The organism is Serratia sp. BNK-12 (assembly GCF_047456085.1).
In the GTDB taxonomy this organism is placed as follows: Bacteria; Pseudomonadota; Gammaproteobacteria; order Enterobacterales; family Enterobacteriaceae; genus Serratia; species Serratia liquefaciens.
The window spans coordinates 1009054-1027326 of record NZ_CP179896.1 but is presented as its reverse complement, the minus strand read 5'-3'; the positions used below and the strand labels follow the sequence as shown (position 1 = coordinate 1027326).

The window sequence follows — 18273 nt, the reverse complement described above, 5'->3', positions numbered from 1 at the left end:
CAAAGTTACTTGGGGCTGATTCTGGATTCGACGGGATTTGCGAAGCCCTAGGAGCATGCCGAGGGGCGGTTGGCCTCGTAAAAAGCCGCAAAAAAATAGTCGCAAACGACGAAAACTACGCCCTAGCAGCTTAATACCCTGCTAAGAGCCCTCTCTCCCTAGCCTCCGCTCTTAGGACGGGGATCAAGAGAGGTCAAACCCAAAAGAGATCGCGTGGATGTCCTGCCTGGGGCTGAAGCGTTAAATCCAATCAGGCTAGTTTGTTAGTGGCGTGTCCATCCGCAGCTGACCGGCGAATGTAAAGATTGGACTAAGCATGTAGTGCCGACGGTGTAGTAATTTCGGACGGGGGTTCAAATCCCCCCAGCTCCACCAAATGATGATCCGGGTATTACCAGATAAGTCCGGAGAAGTACGGAAAGCCCGCATCCCACCTAGGTTTGCGGGCTTTTTTGTGTCTGTAGTAGTCCGAGTATATCCAGCTAAATCCGGGATTTATTGGTATACGTTTAGGTATACGTTAAAATGTATGCCATAAACGTATACCAATTATGGAAGAACCCTTGCATGGCGCGGACTACACGCCCCCTCACACATACCGAAGTACAAAAATCCAAAGCCATAGAGAAAGACCTCACCCTGCATGATGGTGACGGCCTGTTCCTGTTAGTTAAAACCACTGGCAAGAAATTGTGGCGTTTCCGCTACCTCCGCCCCGGCACCAGTTCACGGACTATGGTCAGCCTCGGTGCCTACCCTGCCCTGTCACTTGCCGACGCGCGGCAAATACGCGCCGAAAAGCTCGCGATACTGGCAAGAGGCATTGACCCACAGGCCAAAGAAGCAGAAGAAGCAGAACAAAAGCAGGTAGCCCAAGAAAGCATTTTCCTGAACGTGGCAAAGCAATGGTTCGCATTGAAACAGGCCAGCGTCAGCGCTAAACATGCTGAAGATATCTGGCGTTCTCTTGAAAAGGACATACTGCCATCTATCGAGAATGTCCCGGTTCAGGACATTAAAGCACGTTTGCTGATCCAAGTGCTGGTGTAAGCATACCCGTTTTAGTTCCACGCACTTTTTGAGACTTCCGTGTTTTCAGCCATCAGTCGGTACTCTTCCGGCGTCAGGTTGTTCAGCGATTCGTGAGGGCGTTCGCTGTTATATTCCGTCAGCCAGCGCTCTGTGATTTCCCGGGCCTCATTCAGTGTTCTGAACAGGTAAAAATCCAGGATTTCTGTCCGGTACGTCCGGTTAAACCGTTCGATGAAAGCATTCTGTGTCGGCTTGCCAGGCTTGATAAATTCCAGCAACACACCATGTTCTTCAGCCCACTGTGCCAGCGTCAGTGAGACCAGTTCTGGTCCGTTGTCCATCCGCATTTTCAGCGGGTAGCCACGGTTTGCCACGATCCGCGCCAGTACCCGGACAACACGTTGAGCCGGGATATTCAGGTCGATTTCTATCGCCAGTACTTCCCGGTTAAAATCATCCACCACATTGAAGGTCCGGAAGCGTCTACCACAGACCAGCGTATCATGCATAAAGTCTATCGACCAGCTCTGGTTAAATGCCTCAGGCGCCACCAGTGGCGACGGGTTGCGTACCGGCAGCCGCTGTTTTCCCTTACGACGAAAATTCAGTTTCAGCAGGCAGTAAATCCGGTGAACGCGTTTGTGGTTCCAGGTATTGCCCTGCCTGCGCAGCAGCTGGAACAGCTTCTTAAAACCGTAGCGCGGATAGCGTTCTGCCAGTTCAGTCAGCGCATGGATCAGCGGTTCATCACGCCGGGTATCGGGCTGATAAAAATAGACCGTCCTGCTCAGCGATAACGTCCTGCAGGCCTGACGTAAACTCATGGCAAATTGCGCTGTCAGATAGCTGACGAGTTCACGCTTTATCGCTGGTTTTAAAGCTTTTTTTCGATGACGTCTTTAAGTGCCCGGCACTCAAGGCTGAGGTCAGCAAACATCTGTTTGAGCCTCCGGTTCTCGTCTTCCAGATCTTTGATTTTTTTAATATCGGCCGCTTCCATCCCGCCATACTTTGCCTTCCAGTTGTAATAGCTGGCTTCCGAAATAGCGGCTTCACGGCACACATCCTTGACGGTACGTCCGGCTTCGACGGACTTCAATACGGCGATGATCTGGTGTTCAGTGAATCGGATCTTACGCATAGCGATCTCCTCCGGGGACATAATCAGTATGTCGGAAGATCTCTAAAAGTGAATGGTTCGGATTACAGGGATGCTTACATTCGCACCTTCCCTAAAATCCACCTCTATTTAATGTTAAATGTTAACGGCAGTAAAAAAACCACGCAATCGCGTGGTTTTTTGTTTTTCAGGCCGACAACAATAGCGCCGATAAAAAGCCTATCTCTGGTTTTTCCAGCGTGCCAATTACAAGCGCCCTGTCGAGAAAAACATTTCGCAGCTCACAGGACGTTTCGGAGATCAACGTACATGCATGGCATGCCGCGAGGTTCAAAGCCTCAGTGCCCTGCCCCTCGCTGTCGAGACACAGCGGGTCAGATGAGCACCATGCTGCCGACTGCAAAGCATTGATTAGTGTGGAGGCAAAGTTAGAAGGTTTGCCCTGACGGACTAATCCGCCTAAGGTACCATCAGAAGCCGCAGATGAAGTTGAGATCAGTACACCACAATATTCTGGTGAACAATAGATTCGCTCTTTTAGCGACGCGCTGGCATAGCCGCATTCAAGCGATAACTGGCGGATCAATAGATGCGAGAGCGTGTGTATCAGCACCAGTCTGGCATCGGGTTGATAACCCCCCTCTTGTGCACCTTCAAGCGATGAGCGCTGGTAATTTTGCATCAACAAGCCAATTCGCCGTGTAACATCGGGCTGTTGCTCCCACTCAGTCAGGGTAGCGTTGTTAAGCTCAATATAAATACCCTCTCCCCGGTTCTCTATCGCCGGCAGCCAAGATTTTCTCTCCCTAGCGATGGGTGCGCAGCGCTGTGTGAAGCGGTTTGTCGTGATACTACTCTCAAGGCGGGTAAATCCCCTGAAGGCAATCACTTCGCGCAAACGATGCACAAGAGAGACGGTATTTATAAACACGAAAAGCCCGTCACATACCGCATCTAACGCATCTCCCCCCACAATTTCGACTTCAAAATCATCGTGAGGATCGTTCTCTTCGTTCGCTGGATCGGGATAGTCAGCGATGAGCGCCTCGCGCTCTTCTCTTTTGCGTTCTTGTTCTGAACGCGAGCTGCCAACCTGATTAAACGATACGAGCGCATTTTCTATTTTTTGTGATGAAAACGCGGAAAAATCCGGGAAAGTGCTAAGATGCCCCGCTGTTTCCGACGCCATTTGTCGGCCCAAGCGGTATAAGGTCACAATTGCTGAAAAGCGCGTACTGTTCAGCAGCTGCATCAACCGGCTGGAGTTTGGCGGAATAGAAATCGTTGACGCTGTAACCGGGAAATAGACGTTAGACGCGCCGCGCAGTAACGCACGCAAATTTCGTGTGCAGGTGTCGCTCATACCCAGCCAAGGCTGATTGCCTTTGCAGGGAATATGACCCAGTGCTTTGTCACCCAGTGCGCCCTTGAGCGAATTATCGGCCCCGCAGGCACAGATAACGCTCAGACCGTCGAGACCAGTTTTATCCCCCACCGTTCTAATCCGCAATCTCGGAGCTCCACAGATCCCTATCTTGGTGTTTTTATGTGCCCAGTACACCCACGGGAAATCATCAATATGGTAATCGGAACAATGATGCCCTTCTTCGTGGCTGTAGCATACACTCAGCAAACGGGTTGGCGACCCCCATCCCTGGCAGTCGTTACTTGAACACACCGGGATCCCATCGGGTCGCTCATCGAACTGTTCTCCCACGATGCCTAAGCGGTGACATTGATTGCACTCCAGCCAGCGCGGAAAACGGCGCGCAGGCAGCGCAAGGCCAGATGTTTCCGCTGGCGGAGCCTTCAGCTCAGTGACGCCTAATAAGCGGCATAGATCGGGTTCGGCAATGATGGCGAGTTTATCCTCTCGCCACATATCCAGACCGCTAATGATCGCAGATGCCGTTCTGGTACGTCGTCCCTGCTGTGAACGAACCTCAATCAGCGCGCCAACGCCAAATGTGGTCACACTTTGGCTAAGGTTGATTGTCCCTGTCGGCAATTTCCGTTTTACCGGCGCCCGTTTATTGCGAAATCCGCTCATTGTCTACTCCTGAACCAACATGCTAACCTTAACCTGCGCTTCCACATCTCGCACTGAGCGCTGCATTTCCCATGGATCTTCCCCATTCACTTTATTTTTCAAAAGCGCATTACTGTCAGTGTGGTGGCCTGTCCAGCTGAGCTTGCTTGTCATCCGCGCTTTTTCCATCCAGTCATATAAAATATCTTCAAGATATTGGCGCGTATCGTCTGCCTCTTCTGCTTCTATCTCTTTCACCCGTGCGCAAATGACACCAATCAATGCCCTGACACGTTGCCTCAACGCCGGTTCATGTATCCTGATTGCGCTTTTATTACTCGCGAATTCAGGAATTGTTAACCGCACCATAGCGATAAGAACGGAGTGCAGCGCCCGGTCACGCGCGCGCGATGCAAACGGCGTAACACTTGATGACTCGACATGACGATAGAACGCGCTGTGGAAGGTCTGAAATTTTTCATAGTGGGAACGGTCACGGGGACGAGTCCAGTTATACAAGGTAAATACGATGCCGGCTTTGCCTGTATCGCGTCCGACGCGGCTGGATGCCTGAATATACTCGGAGGTATTTTTCGGCTGACCGTTGACTAACATCACTCCAAGACGAGAAACATCCACCCCGACCGAAATCATATTTGTAGCAAGCACTGCGTCAATCGGTTCTTTTTGACTGGTGGCACTGGCAGGCCAGCGTTCATTTAAGTCATCAAGAATCTGAGGTATTTCAGCCGAATTCAGTTTGCTGGTTAACTCAGTAAACCTGGTAATAACACGACGGTCGATGTTCTCATCCTTTCTTATTACCTCAAGGTAACGGGGAATATCATCCTGCAATAACAGCAGTGAACCACCCAACTCCCTGAGGCTGTTGAAGTACATTACCAGCGTGTAGAAATAGTCACGGGCATTTTTTTCTACATACTCCGCCGCCTGCAAACAGTTGCCCGTAAGCCTTGCCAGAGTATGTTTCGGTGAACGGCCCTGTGCATGCAACCCGACATACAGCCGTCCTGGATTTTGCTTATCACTCTGGTAGAAGAAGGAGTTATCCGCATCAAGGCATGGAGTCGGAAACTGCATGACTCTACGATTGAACAGCTTTCGGATCTGTACTTCTGCACGTCTGATTGTTGCCGTCGAGCCAATTATTTTGACCCGTTTGCCATCTACGCTGGTTATTTCATCAATGGCCGTTTCGAACAACGCAGTCACCGTACCGAGCGCATCGCTAATCAGGTGCAATTCGTCCTGGATAATAAGCTGTAACGGCGCGCTGGCAGTCCCCCGGCCAAGCAGGCGCGCCATGTCTGGCGTAAAAGGCATATTGGCAAATTTATCGACCGTCCCAATCAAAAATGTCGGCGGCGAGGCATAAAGTTGCTCATCAACAAAGATCAGCGGCAAAGGCAAATCTGGCGAACCATGAATACAGGAGGAGTCGCTGCACCAAGTCAGCAAAACCCCATCACGAATCGCCTGATGACGAGTTGAGAGCATCGCACCGCAAACGGGGCAACTCTGCACCGGCAAGGTAGTTTCTGGATCGTCGGTCTGCTCCTGAAGGAGCTTACCGGCTTTTTCCAGCGTATTTGGCGTTGCACCACCACCGACAAATAGGCCGATATCAAACGTTTTAAACGATCGGAGATCGGCTTGTTCACCTCTTATCATGTTGGCAGCACAAATCATGAGCGCGGCCCTTTCAAACTGTTGTATGGTTAATAAACGCAGTGTGTATCGCGTCATCACCACAGTACCTGCTGCCTCTTGGGGCGATGCCGCCGTCAGATAGCGGTGAAACATTAAAATAGCCGTAAGTCCAAGATAGGCTTCCGTTTTTCCCCCTCCGGTTGGGAACCAAATCAATTCCATAACTTCGCGATCGAGATGGTCACGATCAATGGACGAAGGCAACGACAGCAACAAAAACGCTAGCTGAAAGGGGCGCCAGCGCGGTTCAAAATTCATCACGCCCTGTTTTCTCAACGTGCTAAGCTCAATGCTCTTCTGGATTGTCTGGTTCGCAAGGCGGAAGGCGCGCATCAACGAAGCCGAGTTGCTTAAACAGCGAATGCCTTCCACCATTCTGTCACTCTGTTTTTGGCACTCATGCAAATTTTGCATCGCCACAGCGTGAATTTTGTCGCGCCTCTCTCCCGAGAACGCATTCACAATTGCCTCTACCCGAGTGGTCTGATCATGGATCCAGGCGCAGTATTTTTCTGGGATCAGCGCCAGATGTTCAAGTAACGTTGAATCACCGGACTCAATAATAAATTTCATATTGAGTAGCGGTGTATCACTTAAATCCTCTATTTCAGGCGAGGCTTTAAGCACTTCATGCACAGGAAGCCAGCACGAGGAGATGCGCCTAGGATGTTCCCCGGCCCAGTGAACCGCACAACCGTGGCCGGTGGCAAAATTGGCAGAAGCACGATAGAGCAGCTCGTGCTGCCAGTATTCAGGGTCGTGATTGACGATATGGTCTAATACCGGTGCCGGTAATAATGCCTCCGCAGCGATACTCATCTCGGCCTGATATAAAATACCTTCGCCATAGCGGGAGGTGATCGGCTTTTGGTTGATCAGCGTGACGGTTAACGCAATACGATCTTTAACCTTTTTTGCACGGGCTCTTACAGCGACATGATCATCGTTTAAAATAACATCATGTGTTCCGTCGGTTAACGCTTCGATATTAACGGTCAGCTCATGATAAAACGGTATTCTGCGCCACTCTTTATCGGTGATACTTTCTGTATAGAGTGCGTATTCGAGCATTAATGAAAACGAGGTAGCCGAATCACTGACAAAGAAAGTGAAACCAATTGCACTCTGCCTAGCTGCATTAACGAGATCCATAAATCCTTCGACGTTCTCGTCATCTTCCTGCTTCTCCTCCTCACACTCGTCGAGCTGAATTTTACTCCCTGCAGGCCAGATCATCCCAGTGTGATACAAATCCCATGGCGCTACCGTGATACTTTCTGACGAGTAAAAAGGGCCAATCATTTGCCGTTTCACTTCCGACAGGAAATTGTCACGCGCTTGTTGATGTATATTATTCACTCTATACCTCCCATAAGCCCTTAAATACAGGCAACGGCAATAAGCAGGTTGGTCCGACAATTTTTTCAATCCATTCTGAGTCACCAGAATAAAAAAATGTCGACATTTCAGCCATAGAAAAATTTAAGTAATACCGATTCTTACCCTGAATCCGGGCAATTTTTTCTAGCCTTGGCATCCGATAGAGACGCATCGTCGTTTGATTATCCACTTCGGAAAACAACCACACCTGCGTTTCACGACGACTGACAAAATACCGGGTTTCTCCCCTGAGCAGCTTATCTAAGTACGCTGTGCTAAGCGTTTCAGGTTCAGGAATAAGCGATTTCAAATCGATCTCGTTGAGCCCTTCCAGCAACAGGCTTTGATCGACCATGTACATTCCGCTAGGTGTGGGACGCACCGTTTTGATTGCGCTGTCTTTTAAGATACAGAAGTGCTTTTCAGCACGCGTCACAGCAACATAGAACGTGCTCATCGCGTCGCGATTACGCCCAAAATGCGTCTTATTGCTGTAAAAAAACACACACGGAAATTGCAGACCTTTGGCTTTATGCACCGTAGAGACTATAATCTGATGCGCTGCCGTCATGGGACTTCTGGCACTGTATTTTTCTGCATTCTGAACCAACCTGACAACCAGAATATTGTTATTCATCACCATACCGGCGCGACAAAGATAGTCCAGTTCCTGTTCGCCATTACAGCCTAAAATGGTCTGGCACTTCTGCTGAAAAAGCTCTACGGACATTATTTCCTGACGCCAGCCAGCAAACACGCGATAGAGCCATATTGGTAGCTCTGATTTATCGCCGCCTGCCTGCAACCTAACTGAAAATCCCCGTTGAATGAGCACCTGTGAAATTAAATAGCAGTCGATATTGCGCATACATAGGATTGCATCCCCTTCATGAATTGCATCTAGCGCAACCATCTGCGCATAGTCATGGCTGATGATTTCTGTGGTTTGCGCAGACACAAGCTGGTCAGTTAATTTTTTGACCCTCTCCTTTTGCTCGGCAGTGATAAATCGATAGCTTTCGTTGAGTCTGTATTGCAGAAGTTGTTTGGCTGCCAGACACTTAAATTGGTGCAGAAAAGCGTCATTGGTTGTATCGTTGCGGTTCTTGAGCTGGAAATTCATAATTTGCTGACAAGGATCGCCTAAAAGCGAAACTGCACCGCCCCGCGTTAAGACTAATTTCATCAGTTCAATGGTAAAATCAGCACGACACCCTACCAGATCCTGATACTCATCGACATAAATCCATTTAACAGTTTTTAGCACCTCAACGTCAGCAATCTTTTCCTGAATAATGATCGACTTCGCCCTGCGGATATTGCTGTCAAAATCGTCGTCTGGCGATGTTGCGTCACTGACCAGTAAAATGCTGTAGGCTAAGGCATCAAACGTCATCACTCGAATGAGATCTAGGCTCCCGGATTGATCACTCTGGCTCTGTTTATCCAGACGTAGCTTAAGCTCCTTGACTGCGTTTCTAGTAAAGCTCAGCACCAAGATTTTTTTAGCATCGTAGGGTTCACTCAGGGCCATAACATGATTTGCCAGCCGCTCTACGATGCTATAGGTTTTCCCGCATCCGGGTGGTGCGCTCAAAATAATACATTTATCCAGAGCCGCCTGATAAAAATCAGATTTACTGGCGCAAATTTCATTCTCTGTTTTTCTGCTCTGACCAGCGTTTATCTCCACAATATTATCTGTGGATTTTACGTCACTGAATTTATTTCGTTTCCGAGTGTTGGTTGAGTTGATTAATGCAGTAGCCGTTTTATTCTCCTCTGGCCGTACTGCCTGTGCGACAACATGACCATGAAGAAAGAATTCAATTATGCAGCGAATCGCGGCGGCATCGTTTCCGCATATACCAGCCAGATGCATTCTTAGCAGGTTCTCTTTGCGAAGATTATGAATATGCGTCGTATTAAGAACAGCGCGACGGTATGCATTTGGGATTTCACTGGTATTGAACTTGCCGGTCAGACGCTCTTTTTCGATTTGATTCAGTTCTAATTTCGGCAATTTCGCAGCAGGCGACACCAGGCTGCGACTAACGGTCTGTCTCGGCGCAACACTGGGTGGGGGCTGGTAGGAAAGATATTCATGGATCTCTTCGGTCAACTCTCTGCGTGCCAGCGATTTTTTTCGACACGAAAGCTCGTCAAGGATAGCGTGAAGTAGGTCAGTATCATACCGACTCTGGCGCGCTAACTTACCAAGATCGCTAATAAAATAATTCAAGTAACTTCTGACGGACATTCGCAAATCCATTGTTTTTGATAAACGCAACGAACAATATAAATTATAAGCAGTATCAAAGGCATTGCACAGCTTATTGTCTTCTTGGTCACATCATATAAATCGCACATGTACAGGACCTTAAGAAAAAAATGGGCTATGCCTCCAACCGGTTGAGCATCGTGTAGATGGCGGCTTTTGAGACTAAGCTGACTCATGGCTACCAAACTAACACCGACTCAGGTTGCAGTTTACCAACTTGACCCTGACGCAACTATGTCCGGCATCACACCAAGCAAAATCACCACACCATTTGGCAAGAATATCAATTCCCTTCCTGGAATACAGATCCCGTACTCTGGCCATCACACCTGACAAGCCCCAATGAGTCGGTTCGGCAGACGGTGCGCGAAGGTTGCTGAGCCTATCCTTGCGCTAGGTGATACATCAACGGTTTGATTATCGACTCCACCGGCCTCAAGGTGTTTGGTGAAGGTGAGTAGAAAGTCCGGGAATATGGATCGACCAGCGATGTTTCGCTTCAAGCACTTGATGACAGGGAGAATCAGTCTTTGTCCCTACAACGGTAAGAGTCATCAACCCCGAAGTATTCCATCAGTACTGTTTTTGTCGTCAGGATATAGTTGACGTGCATAGGCTGCACTGGAAACTAGAGGATAACCGTTCGACCTAATCAGTGCTTGTCAGAAGACTAATTTTGGAATGGAAATTTTTTTCCAAATGAGGAACTCATACAACAGAGACCATCGTCTCTAGCTATGGTTGCTTACCTTTAGAAGGTAGGAGTTGAACCGCCAGCTAGTCACTACGGGCCATTCCGGCCCAGATAAGCACTTTTCTACAGCAGTTCTGCTGTTAGGCATAGCGTTGGATATATACAAATTTTATGAATTTTAAATTTCTATTTTAAATCAATTAAATAGAATCAAAACTCAACTTCCACAGCTCCAAATAGATCATCAATTATACCCGATAGATCCAATGCCAATAACGAAAAAGCCCGCAATTCACGCTGCGGGCTTTTTTGTGTCTAGTGACCCGCCCTGAATAACGTTGACACGTTTTCGACTTAAATCCGGGGAACATGATAATGGCTGACATAAAATTCCATCGACGCTCTCTACCGTTTTAAACGTACAGGAGCACACGATATTGCCTATTTTCTCCATCAGGCTGCAGGCCACCGCCTTGGTGGCATCCCCTACCACACTGGCCACCAAATTGCCCTGGGTCGCTACGCTGTAATCCCCTTCGGCAATATACTGCACTGCACCGGCAAGCAAGGTGGACGTGTGCCCAGCACCGTGGTTTTGTCCGTGGCCTGCACCGTTGTAGTCCTGGCCACCAGTGTGCGCGTTTCTTCGTCGGCCTCGATCTCCCTGATCATGGAGCTTTCACGGATAGCCGGCTCGGTTTTCCGTTCCCAATCCCCTGCTTGGGTAACACGCTGAGAGACTTCTTCTCGCTACTGCTGTAGCTGCTCGCCTGGTTTCACATCCGGCAGCGTGTTGCCCTGGGCCAGCGTCTAACAGATATAGTCGAGCTGTACAAACCGCATACACCCAACACCGGGGAACCCCGTAGCGGTGACTACTCAGGCCTGCATTGCAGGTCTTTTCTCTGCCTGAAACCTCTCCCTGCCGCACACCCACTATGCAAACAATCACTGGTTAAGACCGGTATTTTGCATTTTTTGGCCTGACTGTTCACTGTCAGTGACCAGCCTGGGCAAACTCATCACCAACTAATCACTGTTTAATATATTGTTTTTAAAGAACTAAAAAAAATTGAACAGTGTGACCAGTTTTTCTATAAATCTTTTTTTCTGAGCGAGATGACGGGTTCGATCTATCATGGGGCAGATCCAAAAACAGACTCATTTGAGGGATAGCTGCTAATGCCGGATTCTAAAATCGCACTCTAAATCGTGTCACTTTCCTGCATTGGTATACGTTTAGGTATATCCCACAAGTCTGAAATCAAATTTTATCAATGATTACAACAAACTAATCAAGTTATTCAGATTCCCCCAGCCCCAAATAGGTCACCGGTGACCCCAGATAGATCCGGTGGCAATAACGAAAAAGCCCGCAATTCACGTTGCGGGCTTTTTTGTGTCTGTAGCGCAGACTGGTCGTTAGTGATCCAGATAGAGATAATGCAGCCAGCTGGTCATGCGCAGCAGGACTTTGCGCATGATGGAAAGATGCTCAAAGTGCTCGGTGTAGACCGCAGCCTGTGCGGTAACGCCATCGGGCAATTTGTCCAGCGCGGGAACAGGGTCTAAATCGATCATCACGTAAACACCCTCCTGCTGAGCGCCAACGTTTAGCCCTTGCATAACACCACTGGCCTGATAGCTGCCGTCGGGGACTACCGGCAGCACCCGCGTGACCGAGCCGCCATAGATTTTCCCCGGCAAGCCGTTAAATACCACCTCGGCTTTATCGCCCTGGGTTAAACGCAGGATCGAGTTTTGACGGAATACCGCCACCACCTGCCGTTTTTGCTGCGGAATAAAAATCATCACCGGCTTGAACGGCAAGCGCACTGCGGTGGTGCCAGGCCGAGCCAGCACCTGGGTAACATAACCCTCGCTGGGTGCTCGAATGGTTGTTTGTTCCAAATTGTAGGTCGCTTCCGCAATCTGTGATTTCAGGCTGGCAATGCGGGCGTCCTCACCATTGTAGTGGCCCGAAAGCCGCTCCTGCGCCTGCTGATGCTGAGCTTTGGCAGCCTGCAGCGCTGCAGATTGCGCTTGATACTGCTGCCGGGCATGACTGATGTCTTGTTCCGAGAAAGGGTTAACTGCCATTGCCGCGCCTTTGGCGTAACGCTGATAATCCTGGCGCGTGCGTTCATACTCGGCATAAACCCGCTGCACATTGGCCGAGGACTCATTTAGCGTAGCCTGTCGTGTTCTGACATCCGCCTGCGCGCTGGCAAGATCTGCCTGCAGCTTGTTCAGCCGGGCACGGTAGCGGGTATCATCCAGGCGAAACAGCACATCGCCCTTATGCAATAGCACATTGGTCTTATCCGTAACCTCGACAATCACTCCCGATACCTGGGGAACAATGGGCACCGAAACAGCGATTTTCTGCGCCCGGTAGGTATATGGATGGTTGTAATTCATCCCCAGAATCAAAGCTCCTACGATAAAAATGCCGCCCAATACTGCAGTCGGCACGGTCCATTTATTGATGGGAATACGGAACAGTTTGAAAACGCCGTAGCTCAGCGCTACGTAGGTGAGAATAATTAAGAGATCCATACCCTTTCAACACCCTTTATTGGACGACGAGCTTTCATCTGCAACGGGCATCTGCATTCGCTGTAACTCGCTTTGTAACTGATGAATTCGCGCTTGCAGCACTTCAGGGTGTTCGGCCTTCTCGCTCATGCCCCATCCCCGCTCTGGCCGATATAACGTCGCCCAAATCCACAGCAGTGGCCAGATAGCATGCAGGGTAAACAGGCTGACCCAGCCTGCAACGTGAATGGCATCCTGATGGGGATGTTGCCGTTTTTTGGCCAGCAAATAAGGAATGTCGTGAATAATTATCACGCCGTAAAATAAAATCAAAAACACGGCGATCAATACGCCTAAAGCAAAATAATCTAGAAACATGCTACACCCTGGCTGGTAACGCTAATTAACGCATCGAGGCTTATGTTGTCTTATACTCTTTGATATCTTTGGCAATGATATCAATGGCATTTTTAACATCGTCCACGGTGAGTTTTGCCTTTTCATTATTCAAATTATTTCCGGACGCTTTGCGCACCACTTTGATAACCGGCTGATTAGTCGAAGCATCGATAAACTCGCCTTCCATATACACAGAGCTCTCCATGGTGCGGTGACCGGTTACGCTCTGTGTTGCCGCCACCAGTAGCGTGATTGGCAATACCTCATACACCTGAAGCCCTTTTTTATGGGTATCGATAGCCGTTATAGCCCCTCGGAAAATAAGCGTATTTTCACGTGGCACATCCTCCAAGATAAAATGGGATGCCATGGACTGCTTAAACTGCTGGTTGGTGTAGTTCAGGATATTATCAAGTGCGCGCTGGCTTACCATCTCAGTGGGTTTCGGACGCGGGAAATAGATCATCGGCTGATAAACCAAATATTTATATTTAGAATAGTCAACGTTAGTTTGTTTCCAATATAAAACGTCCTTACCGGAGGCCGATTTCCCCTGGGTAATATCATTGTAATTATTCAGGAACGTAGAATACTTTTCTTTTTCGGTGACCTTGGATGAACAAGCGGCCAGAATGAATACCAAGGGCAAAATGGCCGCACGTTTTTTTCTCATCATAACTTCCAATATTAATTTAATAAGCAATAAATAATTAATCGAAATAGTACCCGCTAGTGACTGATAAGTCATATGACAATACAGGCAAAAATGTATATCATTTTTGATATACAAAATCAGACTGGCGCGTAGAGTGAAATCAAAAGACTTCAAGATCGACGAACTCAGGATCGTTCGCTGCATTGCCGAAACGGCCAGCGTCAGCAAGGCCGCTCAGCGGCTAGACATGCCACAGTCAAATGTGTCGCGCACCCTGACGGCGCTGGAGCGCCGGCTTGGCCTGGAGATCTTCTTACGCACCCCGCGCAGCTTGTCGCTAACCGAGTTTGGCGAACAATTTTTACGCCGAGCCACTCAGCTGTTAGATGAGCATAACGATCTGCTCGATATATCAGGTACCTATAAACGCAGTCTGAATGGCATGGTGACGCTGGGCGCACCTATTGGTATCCATTCATTCCTGACCCGTTATCTGCTGCCGCCGCTGTTACGCGAATCGCCGGAGCTGATCGTCGATTTGGTTACCCGCAATCCGGATGAACGCGAGAAGAAGTACGGTGCGGTATTCGACAGTGACTGCGATCTGTTGATCAGTTTCTTCCAGCCGCAAAATGAAAGCCTGATCGCCAGGCCCCTGACCCGTTTTCGCGTCGGGTTATTTGCCTCACCGGACTATATCGCGAACGCCCCTCTTGTCGAGCCAGAGGAGCTGACAGCGCATCGCTGCATTACCTTGCGGGTGCTGGGAGGGAGCCACAATACCTGGAGCTGTTATAGTTCTCAGGGCCAATTGATGCAGGTTGCAGTCACTGGCAGCAGCATATGCGACAATATTCTGCCGGCCATCGAGCTGGCAAAACAGGGGCTTGGCATCGTCTATGCCCCTTATTACTCCGTCGCTTCTGCGCTGGAATCGGGGTCACTGATGCCTTGCATTGAACGTGAGCGCTGTATCGATATGCAAGCCTTTCTTATTTATCGCCAGCGTGGGGTGTTACCCCACAGGGTTCAGGTGATGATGGACAGCATCATGCATAATATGAAATTGCATGAGCAGCGCCTGATTTAGCGATAACGGCCACAAACACTAAAAGCAAAACCCCGCCGAAGCGAGGTGATGCTGTTCGTCTTTCCGAACCGTCGACAGTTACTCGTTTACCGGTCTTTCCCGATCGTCACTTCGCTCGCAACCTGGTCGCGTCGCCAGAGCAGACAGGCACGCATGCCCTGAAGGCGGCACAGGATTACGAACATGTAGCTTAAAACCGGTATCCACCGCCCAGTAAAGCCTGGCTGGAGATATCTTTATCCACCATTGGGCTATCGGTGATTTCACTGCTCAGCTGCACGGCACGCACTGACGCCAAGGCATACCAATGTTCGTTAAACTGGTAGTTGGCGCTCAGCTCCACATAAGGGCTCCAGCTCTCTCCGGCCGAATACGTTGAGAAACCGCTGCTTTTTGCCTCCGCATGGCCAATGCCATAGTAGTAATCGTTCTGGTTACCGTTGTTGTAGACCGCGCCAATACCGGGAACAACGCGTAGCTTGCCCGCCTTGATTGGATACAAAAAGGCCACGTCCCCTACCACACCGTTACTGTTATCAAGGGTATCACCAGCCAGCGAGGCGCGAATAACCCCCCATTTCTCTTTATGGGTGAAGGCCATCCCGGCCATTAATGTGCCATCGCGCTTATCCAGCTTTTTCATTTGGCTGTTATTGCTATCATCCGGATCAAAACCAAGGGGGGAATAATAGGTGATGATCGAAATCTGATCCTTTGGCATATTCAGCAGATAATATCCCGCCGCCAAAGAGTGAATATAAAAGTTCCCTTTCTCATAGTTTAACGTGGGCAATCCCTGGGTTTTAGCATCGGTATCAACATAACCATAATCATTCACCATCGCAGCTGCCCCTAAGGACCAGCTCGCTGCAACTGAAAAAGGCGAATAAATAAGGTAAGCGAAAATTAGCGAAAGAGAAATACTAAACTTACTCCCCCTAATGCGAGGAGTTAGAAAATCTGAGCACGGTTTCATTATTATCATCCATAGTGGGAGCATCAAACGCCGTGCATACTACTCCACCAGGGTAATTGTCTGATAGCGGCTTAAGTGTCCAAAAATGCACACCAGGCAACAAATTGATTTTTAATCACATTCACCCTATTTTACCATTCACTGCCCGCCATCACCCACCAGACAGAGCCGCATAATTGCATAGCTAGAAGGCATAATATAGTATGCGGAAAAATTCGCCCCTGGCTTCACCGTAATAAATTTACGCCCCTGGAACATGACATTATGGAAACAGACGTTCCCTTCACTCTTGGGAAAAGAAACTCAGCCACTTTATTTAATAAAGATGATAAGCCGATAGAGCATATATTGGCGATTAAGCATGCCTTAATGCCCTATGGTAAAAAATGTTCTTTTCCAGCAGGCAAAAAAATTCGCTTATTTCACAATGGCATTCGGCATTGGTTCTTGCTCCAGTCCGGTGAAATGTCCGCATGCCGCGACAGTGATGGTTTGAAAATAGCCAACTTTAGAGAACCCTCGCTCGCCGGTATCGCGGAAACCTTCTTCCCTAAAGAGTTGATATTTTTCCTGGCCGAATCACCGGTTGAACTGGTGATGTACCAGGAAAGTGATGTGCTGGAAACGCTGGCACGGGAAAACCTTTGGCAAAACTTAGTGCATATACAAGCCTATGTCATCCAAGTTCTGAGCATCCGCGACAGGTTATTGTCAGGCAACGATGCCTACGAGGTTGTCTGCAATCACTTGCTGATGCTAATGAATGAAAAAGAAGCCTTTCGCTTATCCACCACGGTTCCGCGCTATATTCAGCAACGAACGCAGCTCTCGCGCAGTGGCATCATGAAAATATTATCTGACCTGCGCAAGGGAGATTATATTACCGTCGAAAAAGGTATTTTGCTGGCGGTTAACCGGCTGCCAAAGCGTTATTAACTGGCTATCAGAGCCAGTTAGTCCTCTTACAGATCCCGCGTATACACTCGCGAAGCCTCGCCCCAGGGATGGTAACCCAACCCATTAAAGGCAAACCCCTGTTTCTCGTAGTAGCCTTCCAGATCGGTACACAAATGCAACTGTGGGAAACCCAGCTGGCGAGCCTCATACGCTACATGGTTAATCAACAACCTGCCGTAACCGCGGTTACGGTGGGCCTCCTCCACATACAGCGCGCACAGCCATGGATAGAGTTCACCGCGGCTAATGAAATCATTGGTGATTAATCCTGCGCACCCCAGGATCTGACTGTTATCCACCAGCAAATACCACTGCGGCAATGGATTAGCCGCACCGATGCAACGAGTGATGGCATCCTCATACATCATCAGCGTTTCTTGCGAAGCCCATTGTTGTTGGAAATAACCGATCGCTTGCTGTTTAAACTCGGGGGACTGACGCACCGAAATAATCTTCATATCTTTTCCTGAGGTGATTTTTCATTCTTTTTCTGGCGTAAAATTATGCGGTAACCCGTAGAGGTTAGCACGACCTTTATCATGGAAATCAGCAGGGTGGGCAGATAATATGGCGACGCTGCCCCTTAACCGGCAGCGATTTCACCAAAACAGGAGTCATTATGACGCAAAATATTTATGACAATCAGGCCTTCTTCGACGGCTATGCCCAGCTCAGCCGCTCGGTGAACGGGCTGGACGGCGCACCGGAATGGCCGACTATCCGCAGCATACTGCCGGATTTGCACGGCAAGCGCGTAGTCGATCTCGGCTGCGGCTACGGGTGGTTCTGCCGCAGCGCTCGTGATCAAGGTGCCGTAAGCGTACTGGGGTTGGACGTCTCAGAAAAAATGCTGGGTAAAGCGCAGTCGATGACCCAGGATGCCGGCATTGAATACCGCCAGCAGGATCTGGAACAGCTTCAGTTGCCGCAGGCGTCTTTTGATATCGCCTACAGCTCACTGACGCTGCACTACATCGAAGATCTGGCGCGGTTGTTCGCCACGGTTTATCAGGCGCTGACGGCTGGCGGGCAGTTTATCTTCACCGCTGAGCACCCCATTTATACCGCACCGCAGCATCAGGGATGGTGGGTCGATCAAAACGGGCAGAAGTCATGGCCGGTTAACGGCTATCAGCAGGAAGGTCAGCGGATTTCAAATTGGTTGGCAGATGGGGTCATCAAGCAGCACCGCACGCTTGGCAGCTACGTAAACTTGCTGATCCGGCAAGGCTTCGTCATTAGCTATCTGAACGAATGGGGCCCTTCGGCTCAACAAATCGCAGAAAACCCGGCGCTGGACGAAGAAAAAGAGCGCCCAATGATATTTATTCTCGCCGCTCATAAACCTGCTTAATGCTTCTTTTCCGCAATAAATCCTGAACACATCCAAT

Annotated in this window: 12 protein-coding genes, 1 other RNA gene and 2 pseudogenes; 5 read left to right on the top strand and 10 right to left on the bottom strand. The window is 49.2% G+C overall.

Going from position 1 to position 18273, the window contains the following annotated elements:
- The first annotated feature begins 11 nt into the window (after window positions 1-11).
- Together ssrA and ACMGG1_RS04600 are read left to right on the top strand one after the other, a co-directional pair.
- Window positions 12-375, top strand: a transfer-messenger RNA (tmRNA) gene (gene ssrA, locus ACMGG1_RS04605).
- Window positions 376-567: 192 nt separating this feature from the next.
- A pseudogene (locus tag ACMGG1_RS04600) lies at window positions 568-1044 on the top strand (integrase arm-type DNA-binding domain-containing protein); the annotation flags it as partial.
- Between the two features lie 17 nt (window positions 1045-1061).
- Here the strand turns inward: ACMGG1_RS04600 and ACMGG1_RS04595 are convergent.
- From ACMGG1_RS04595 to ACMGG1_RS04560, 8 genes and pseudogenes are all read right to left on the bottom strand, one after another.
- Window positions 1062-2173, bottom strand: a protein-coding gene (locus tag ACMGG1_RS04595) for an IS3 family transposase (protein ID WP_414161181.1) whose coding sequence is annotated in 2 segments (ribosomal slippage) — window positions 1062-1912 and window positions 1912-2173 — 1113 coding nt in all. Because the reading frame shifts where the segments join, the coding sequence is not laid out codon by codon here.
- A 166-nt stretch (window positions 2174-2339) separates the two neighbouring features.
- A complete protein-coding gene (drmB, locus tag ACMGG1_RS04590) occupies window positions 2340-4202 on the bottom strand; it encodes a DrmB family protein (RefSeq protein WP_414161180.1) in 1863 nt (620 codons plus the stop codon).
- Window positions 4203-4205: 3 nt separating this feature from the next.
- Window positions 4206-7271: a helicase-related protein gene (locus ACMGG1_RS04585; protein WP_414161179.1), complete on the bottom strand. Its 3066-nt coding sequence runs from the start codon at window positions 7269-7271 to the stop codon at window positions 4206-4208.
- Window position 7272: 1 nt separating this feature from the next.
- Window positions 7273-9552, bottom strand: coding sequence for a UvrD-helicase domain-containing protein (locus tag ACMGG1_RS04580; protein WP_414161178.1), 2280 nt, complete (start codon window positions 9550-9552; stop codon window positions 7273-7275).
- 1148 nt (window positions 9553-10700) lie between these two features.
- Window positions 10701-11077: pseudogene (locus ACMGG1_RS04575) on the bottom strand (hypothetical protein); the annotation flags it as partial.
- Between the two features lie 612 nt (window positions 11078-11689).
- A complete protein-coding gene (locus tag ACMGG1_RS04570) occupies window positions 11690-12826 on the bottom strand; it encodes an HlyD family secretion protein (RefSeq protein WP_414161177.1) in 1137 nt (378 codons plus the stop codon).
- 6 nt (window positions 12827-12832) lie between these two features.
- A complete protein-coding gene (locus ACMGG1_RS04565) occupies window positions 12833-13183 on the bottom strand; it encodes a DUF3302 domain-containing protein (protein ID WP_046372809.1) in 351 nt (116 codons plus the stop codon).
- A 40-nt stretch (window positions 13184-13223) separates the two neighbouring features.
- Window positions 13224-13877, bottom strand: a complete 654-nt coding sequence (locus tag ACMGG1_RS04560) for a DUF3313 domain-containing protein (RefSeq protein WP_115058173.1) — start codon at window positions 13875-13877, stop codon at window positions 13224-13226.
- A gap of 136 nt (window positions 13878-14013) precedes the next feature.
- Here ACMGG1_RS04560 and ACMGG1_RS04555 point away from each other — a divergent pair, with 136 nt between their 5' ends.
- Window positions 14014-14949: a LysR family transcriptional regulator gene (locus ACMGG1_RS04555; protein ID WP_020828278.1), complete on the top strand. Its 936-nt coding sequence runs from the start codon at window positions 14014-14016 to the stop codon at window positions 14947-14949.
- A 190-nt stretch (window positions 14950-15139) separates the two neighbouring features.
- Here the strand turns inward: ACMGG1_RS04555 and ACMGG1_RS04550 are convergent, their stop codons facing one another.
- Entirely contained in the window at window positions 15140-15925 is a 786-nt protein-coding gene (locus ACMGG1_RS04550) for a MipA/OmpV family protein (protein WP_187961826.1), read from the bottom strand.
- Window positions 15926-16189: 264 nt separating this feature from the next.
- Between ACMGG1_RS04550 and ACMGG1_RS04545 the strand changes: the two genes are divergently transcribed.
- The gene (locus ACMGG1_RS04545; protein WP_116691896.1) at window positions 16190-16861 is read left to right on the top strand and encodes a winged helix-turn-helix transcriptional regulator; all 672 of its coding nucleotides are present in this window, start codon (window positions 16190-16192) and stop codon (window positions 16859-16861) included.
- A 26-nt stretch (window positions 16862-16887) separates the two neighbouring features.
- Here ACMGG1_RS04545 and ACMGG1_RS04540 read toward each other — a convergent pair whose 3' ends face one another.
- Window positions 16888-17340: a GNAT family N-acetyltransferase gene (locus ACMGG1_RS04540; RefSeq protein ID WP_414161176.1), complete on the bottom strand. Its 453-nt coding sequence runs from the start codon at window positions 17338-17340 to the stop codon at window positions 16888-16890.
- Window positions 17341-17501: 161 nt separating this feature from the next.
- Between ACMGG1_RS04540 and ACMGG1_RS04535 the strand changes: the two genes are divergently transcribed.
- Window positions 17502-18236: a class I SAM-dependent methyltransferase gene (locus ACMGG1_RS04535; protein WP_414161175.1), complete on the top strand. Its 735-nt coding sequence runs from the start codon at window positions 17502-17504 to the stop codon at window positions 18234-18236.
- Window positions 18237-18273 lie beyond the last annotated feature (37 nt).

Excerpts from the sequence above, each read along its gene's own strand:
- ACMGG1_RS04535 (WP_414161175.1), top strand. The coding sequence starts at position 17,502 with ATGACGCAAAATATTTATGACAATCAGGCCTTCTTCGACGGCTATGCC.
- ACMGG1_RS04550 (WP_187961826.1), bottom strand. The coding sequence starts at position 15,925 with ATGAAACCGTGCTCAGATTTTCTAACTCCTCGCATTAGGGGGAGTAAG.
- ACMGG1_RS04580 (WP_414161178.1), bottom strand. The coding sequence starts at position 9,552 with ATGTCCGTCAGAAGTTACTTGAATTATTTTATTAGCGATCTTGGTAAG.
- ACMGG1_RS04570 (WP_414161177.1), bottom strand. The coding sequence starts at position 12,826 with ATGGATCTCTTAATTATTCTCACCTACGTAGCGCTGAGCTACGGCGTT.
- ACMGG1_RS04565 (WP_046372809.1), bottom strand. The coding sequence starts at position 13,183 with ATGTTTCTAGATTATTTTGCTTTAGGCGTATTGATCGCCGTGTTTTTG.
- ACMGG1_RS04545 (WP_116691896.1), top strand. The coding sequence starts at position 16,190 with ATGGAAACAGACGTTCCCTTCACTCTTGGGAAAAGAAACTCAGCCACT.
- drmB (WP_414161180.1), bottom strand. The coding sequence starts at position 4,202 with ATGAGCGGATTTCGCAATAAACGGGCGCCGGTAAAACGGAAATTGCCG.
- ACMGG1_RS04560 (WP_115058173.1), bottom strand. The coding sequence starts at position 13,877 with ATGAGAAAAAAACGTGCGGCCATTTTGCCCTTGGTATTCATTCTGGCC.
- ACMGG1_RS04540 (WP_414161176.1), bottom strand. The coding sequence starts at position 17,340 with ATGAAGATTATTTCGGTGCGTCAGTCCCCCGAGTTTAAACAGCAAGCG.